General features: G+C 64.7%; 9 protein-coding genes. 2 read left to right on the top strand and 7 right to left on the bottom strand.

The features are described from left to right. Positions 1-107 precede the first annotated feature (107 nt). From A6A05_RS01610 to A6A05_RS01585, 6 genes are all read right to left on the bottom strand, one after another. Positions 108-287: a hypothetical protein gene (locus A6A05_RS01610; protein ID WP_068496817.1), complete on the bottom strand. Its 180-nt coding sequence runs from the start codon at positions 285-287 to the stop codon at positions 108-110. Between the two features lie 110 nt (positions 288-397). Further along, the gene (locus A6A05_RS01605; RefSeq protein ID WP_068496816.1) at positions 398-613 is read right to left on the bottom strand and encodes a hypothetical protein; all 216 of its coding nucleotides are present in this window, start codon (positions 611-613) and stop codon (positions 398-400) included. Then, a complete protein-coding gene (locus tag A6A05_RS01600; RefSeq protein WP_068496814.1) occupies positions 610-972 on the bottom strand; it encodes an antitoxin Xre/MbcA/ParS toxin-binding domain-containing protein in 363 nt (120 codons plus the stop codon). The genes A6A05_RS01605 and A6A05_RS01600 overlap by 4 nt, the downstream gene beginning before the upstream one ends. Before the next feature lie 257 nt (positions 973-1229). Continuing rightward, the gene (locus tag A6A05_RS01595; RefSeq protein WP_068496812.1) at positions 1230-2534 is read right to left on the bottom strand and encodes a UDP-glucose dehydrogenase family protein; all 1305 of its coding nucleotides are present in this window, start codon (positions 2532-2534) and stop codon (positions 1230-1232) included. A gap of 22 nt (positions 2535-2556) precedes the next feature. Continuing rightward, positions 2557-3429: a UTP--glucose-1-phosphate uridylyltransferase GalU gene (gene galU / locus A6A05_RS01590; RefSeq protein WP_068496810.1), complete on the bottom strand. Its 873-nt coding sequence runs from the start codon at positions 3427-3429 to the stop codon at positions 2557-2559. 96 nt (positions 3430-3525) lie between these two features. After that, positions 3526-3996, bottom strand: coding sequence for a J domain-containing protein (locus tag A6A05_RS01585; protein WP_172822156.1), 471 nt, complete (start codon positions 3994-3996; stop codon positions 3526-3528). Positions 3997-4078: 82 nt separating this feature from the next. Here A6A05_RS01585 and A6A05_RS01580 point away from each other — a divergent pair, with 82 nt between their 5' ends. Both A6A05_RS01580 and A6A05_RS01575 read left to right on the top strand, forming a co-directional pair. Continuing rightward, positions 4079-4324 carry a CDGSH iron-sulfur domain-containing protein gene (locus tag A6A05_RS01580; RefSeq protein WP_068496808.1) on the top strand — a complete coding sequence of 82 codons (246 nt, stop codon included), beginning with the start codon at positions 4079-4081 and terminating at the stop codon, positions 4322-4324. 4 nt (positions 4325-4328) lie between these two features. Then, a complete protein-coding gene (locus A6A05_RS01575) occupies positions 4329-4679 on the top strand; it encodes a hypothetical protein (RefSeq protein WP_068496806.1) in 351 nt (116 codons plus the stop codon). Positions 4680-4933: 254 nt separating this feature from the next. Here A6A05_RS01575 and A6A05_RS01570 read toward each other — a convergent pair. Continuing rightward, on the bottom strand, positions 4934-5138 hold a 205-nt coding region (locus tag A6A05_RS01570), incomplete at its 5' end, for a transposase (RefSeq protein ID WP_172822152.1).

Raw genomic sequence — 5138 nt, 5'->3', positions numbered from 1 at the left:
ACGAGAACGGCAGCAGGCTATCGTCAGTCATGGCGGGTGTGGCGCTTTCAGCCTTGGCGAAGATGATGTTTGAACACAAAAATCTTACGCCGCATCAGGACGTTACGCTACATCCGCCAGCAAAACTCCGTGTCCCGGTGAATAAGACGGGCTAGCTTGGCGATGTGATCGGCGCGGTTCGGGATGCTGCCCAACTGGCGCACTTCGCCGCCCCGCGTCCCTTCGGCGATGGCGACCGCAACCGTCGCCTTATGGACATCCAGCCCTACGTAGATGATATCGTTCATCAGGTCCGTCCCCCATGTCTGAGGCTCGGCGCCGGCCAGTCCGGCGCAACCCTAGATTGGGACATGCCGTGGGACGCACCGCCAGCCGTTTCAGGGGGCGAACATAGGGTCTAACGCTTGCGCAGGCCCGAGGCGGTGCTGATCTGACGGTTGGCGGCGTCGGAGAAGCCTTGCGACCAGCGGGCGCGTTCCGGCTCCTCGCCATGCGGGTTCAGGCTTTGGGCCAGGTCGGCGACGGTGGTGTTGTCGTCGAACGGGTGCTTGCGACCGGCATTCCAGCCGCTGGCATAGATCCGGCTGAGCTGGAAATCGCTGATTTCGGTCATGCTTGCTGCCTTTTCAGAATGCGCTCGAAGCGGTCGCGGACGATTCTCAGGTCCTCGACATCGCCCGACGCCATGCGGACCAGCGGCGACTGGTTGTCGAGATCGGGGATCGGCTGGCGCAGCCAGTCGATGCCGGTGGGAAGTTTCTGGATCACCCGATAGATCGCCACCACATAGCCGAAGCGCCGCACCACGTCGGACGGCATGCTGGACAATTCGCCGCGCCGCCATTCGGCGATCTGGGTGCCAAAGGGAAACCCCAGCACACCGTTGATTTCGGCCTGGGACAGGCGCCAGCGGTCCAGGATGGCGAAAGCGGCGGCGATGCCGCGGGTCATGTCTTCTTGTGTCTTGAACATCGGGCGCCCCCGTTAGGCCAAACGATAGGCCCTGGCCCAGAAGCATGTGGGAGCCGCAAGGTAAATCGCATAATCAGATAAATAATACCATGCGTCCATGGTGTGCGCAAAATAAAACAAATCGGCGCGAAAACGTGGTTATTGTGAGAAGTATTTCAAGTGCCTGTGAAAAATAAAACCCTCGCGGGCGAGGGGCAAAAATAAAAACCGCCGCCCCGAGGGCCGGGGCGGCGGTCGAACATTGGGGTCAGCCGGGTTTACGGCCGGCCGATGCTGACATAGGTGAAGCCGGCCTCGCGCATTTCGGCCGGGTCCCACACATTGCGCAGATCGACCACCACCGGCGCCTTCAGAAGCTTCTTCAAGCGGTCGGTGCCAAGGGCGCGGAACTCGTTCCACTCGGTGATCAACACCAAGACGTCGGCATCCTTCAAGGTCGACTGGGCGTCGTCGCAATAGGTGATGGCCGGCAGCATCTTCTTGGCTTCATGCATGCCTTCCGGGTCGAAGGCGCGCACGATGGCGCCGGCCTCGACCAGCGCGGGGATGATGTCCAGCGACGGGGAATCGCGCATGTCGTCGGTGTTCGGCTTGAAGGTCAGGCCCAGCACGCCGACGGTCTTGCCCTTGACCGAGCCGCCACAGGCCTTGACCACGCGCTCGGCCATGGCCTTCTTGCGCTTGTCGTTGACATCGACCACGGTCTCGACGATGCGCAAGGGGGCGTCATAGTCGCGGGCGGTCTTGACCAGGGCCAGGGTGTCCTTGGGGAAGCACGATCCGCCATAGCCCGGGCCGGGATGCAGGAATTTCTTGCCGATGCGGCCATCCAGCCCGATGCCCTTGGCCACGTCATGGACGTCGGCGCCGACCTTCTCGCACAGATCGGCGATCTCGTTGATGAAGGTGATCTTGGTGGCCAGGAAGGTGTTGCCGGCATACTTGATCAGTTCCGAGGTCCGCCGGCTGGTGAACACGATCGGGGTCTCGATCAGGTACAGCACGCGATAAAGCTGCTTCATCACGTGGCGGGCGCGGTCGGATTCGGTGCCGATCACCACGCGGTCGGGCCGCATGAAATCGTTGATGGCCGAGCCTTCGCGCAGGAATTCCGGGTTGGACACCACGTCGAATTCGGCATCGGGGCGGCGCTTCTTGATGATCGCCTCGACCTCGTCGCCGGTGCCGACCGGCACGGTCGATTTGGTGACGATGACGGTATAGCCGGTCATGGCGTCGGCGATTTCCTCGGCGGCGGCATAGACATAGGACAGGTCGGCATGGCCGTCGCCGCGGCGGCTGGGGGTGCCCACCGCGATGAACACCGCATCGGCGTCCTTGACCGCACTCGTCAGGTCGGTGGTGAAGGACAGGCGGCCGGCCTTGACGTTGTCGGCGACCAAATCCTCCAGGCCCGGCTCGTAGATGGGCATGACGTTCTGATGCAGCTTCTCGATCTTGGCGGCGTCCTTATCGACGCAAACCACGTCGATGCCGAATTCCGAGAAGCAGGTTCCCGACACCAGGCCGACATAGCCTGTGCCGATCATCGCGATACGCATGGGACGTTATCCTTGCTTAATATCAAACCTGAAACTGGCGCAGGACTTCGCGGGCGGCATCGGCCATGTCCTCGCGGGCCAGGGCGAAGGCGACGTTGGCTTCCAGCCAGCCGACCTTGTCGCCGCAATCGAACCGCTTGCCCTCGAAGCGCAGGCCGTGGAACGGCACGGTGCCGATGGTCTGGGCGATGGCGTCGGTCAGCTGGATCTCGCCGCCGGCGCCCTTTTCCTTCTTGTCCAGCACTTCGAACACCATGGGGTGCAGGATGTAGCGGCCGATGATCGACAGGGTCGATGGCGCCACCTCGGGGTCGGGCTTTTCCACCAGGCCCTTGGCCTTGGCCAGGCGGCCATTGTCGAATTCGACATCCAGGATGCCGTAGCGTTTGGTGTGTTCGCGCGGCACGTCCGACACGGCGACGACATGGCCGCCGACTTCGGTGTGGACGGCGGCCATCTGCTTCAGGCAGGCGGTCTTGGCCAGGATCAGATCGTCGGGCAGCAGGACCGCAAACGGCTCGTCGCCGACCAGGTCGCGGGCGCACCACACGGCGTGGCCCAGGCCCAGCGGCTCGCTCTGGCGGGTATAGCTGATCTGGCCCGACTTCGGCATCCAGCTGGTGACCGATTCGACCAGGTCCAGCTTGCCGCGCTCACGCAGGGTGCGCACCAGTTCGGGGTTGTTGTCGAAATGATCCTCCAGCGCGTTCTTGCCGCGGCCGGTGACGAAGATGAAATGCTCGCAGCCGGCGGCGGCGGCTTCCTCGACGGCGTACTGGATCAGCGGCTTATCGACCACCGGCAGCATTTCCTTGGGCATCGCCTTGGTGGCGGGCAGGAAACGGGTGCCCATGCCGCCAACCGGAAACACGGCCTTGCGAACGCGTCGAGCCATTCGAGGAAACTCCTGCTGAAGAGAATCGCTGCCGCGCCGAACGGCGGGGCCGGCCGTTGTTTTGCCATGCCGGGGCCTGGGATGCAACGGCAGAGCTTATCCCAGCAAGACATCGCGGGCCTGGTTGAGGCGCGCCGCGATCCAGGTCGAGCCACCATGGTCGGGGTGGTTGGCCAGCATCAGGCGGCGATGGGCGGCGCGGATGGCGTCGGCATCGGCGTCGGGGCCGACGCCCAGGACGGCGCGAGCCTCGTCGGCGCTCATGGCTGTGGCCGGCGGCGACGGGGCTGGGGGCGGCTCGGCCGGGCGGCGAACGGTCGATAGCCAGCGCCAAAAAGCGTGCAATTTCATCACCCGCCCGATCCACGGCGCCAGGCCGGCGCCGATGGCCAGCAGGCCGGCCAGCTTGCCGGTCGCCACCAGCCAGATGCCGGCCACCACCAGGGCGGCCAGACCCAGCCCGACGCCCAGGCGTTTCAACGCGCCCGGCCCGGCCCGGCCAAGCCAGTCGCGCGCTAGCCACACGGCCAGCAAGGCGCCGACGATCAGGATAAGACCTGCCAACATCGGACCAATATAACGCCGGGGCGGTTGGCGGCAACGGCCGGCATTCCCACATCCTTCCCAATGACCGGAAAGGACCAGATCCATGGAAGCCGAAATCGCAGGAACCCAGCCCATCGAGGTCGAGGTGCAAGAGGGCAAGACCTATTACTGGTGCGCCTGCGGGCGCAGCAAGCGGCAGCCCTTCTGCGACGGTGCCCACAAGGGAACCGGCATCTCTCCTTCGGCCTTCACCGCCGGGGGGACCGAGACCATGTGGCTGTGCGCCTGCAAGCGGACGCTCGACAAACCGCGCTGCGACGGCAGCCATCGCGACCTGGCGAAAGGATAAGCCGATGACCGCCTACGATTATCTGATTCCGCCCTATCAGGCGCTGGTCGACCAGATGGTGGTGCTGACCGCCGATTCCGACTGGGAAATGCGCCGAGCCTACCTGTCCAGCATATGGGCCTCGCTGGAGCGGGTGGACCCGCCGATGGACGCGCCGACCGAATTGTCGCTGATCATCGCTGGCCTGGTCGAGCGCCTGGGCGAGCCCGAGATTGACGATTCCCTGCAGGCCGGCATCTACGCCGCCTCAGCCAAGGAAAGCCACCGAAGCGCCTCGGCCGACTGGTTCGACCATCACCCGGACGACTTCGCCGCCATTCAAGCCCGGCTGACCGGCGGTCAAACGCTGCATTGATCCCACCCAGCAATGTTTGCCGAGCAGGCGCGGCGACGGGCCGGTAGGCTGTTCTTGCCTACCGGCCCTTCGGTGTCATGCCGTTAGCCCGTCCTATTCACCATGGCGCTCAGAATTGTATGCCCCCGTAGTCGCCTGACGTTTGGCGCGTCTGACCACGACGGCCTTTCGGTCGTCTGGGTGATGTGATGGGCAGGCGGACGGGGTCTGGAGTTGTCGGGCGGGATTGATCGGGGCAATGACGGCCCCGTCGGTCACGGTCCGGCGGGCATCAGCGCCGAGGCGAGGTGGCGGATCAGGGCAGCCTCGGGGCAGGCTGCGGCGAAGGCGAGACGGATGCGCGAGGCGGTCTCGATGACGCGGGCGCCCAATTTCAGCAGCCGGAGCCGGATGGTGGTGAACTCCGCGTTGGCCAGGGCATGAGTCTTGGGGATGGCGTCACGGAGGGTGAGCATCAGC

This window comes from Magnetospirillum moscoviense (assembly GCF_001650635.1).
In the GTDB taxonomy this organism is placed as follows: Bacteria; Pseudomonadota; Alphaproteobacteria; order Rhodospirillales; family Magnetospirillaceae; genus Magnetospirillum; species Magnetospirillum moscoviense.
The sequence above is the reverse complement of the archived record's forward strand: the minus strand, read 5'-3'. Positions and strand labels throughout refer to the sequence as shown.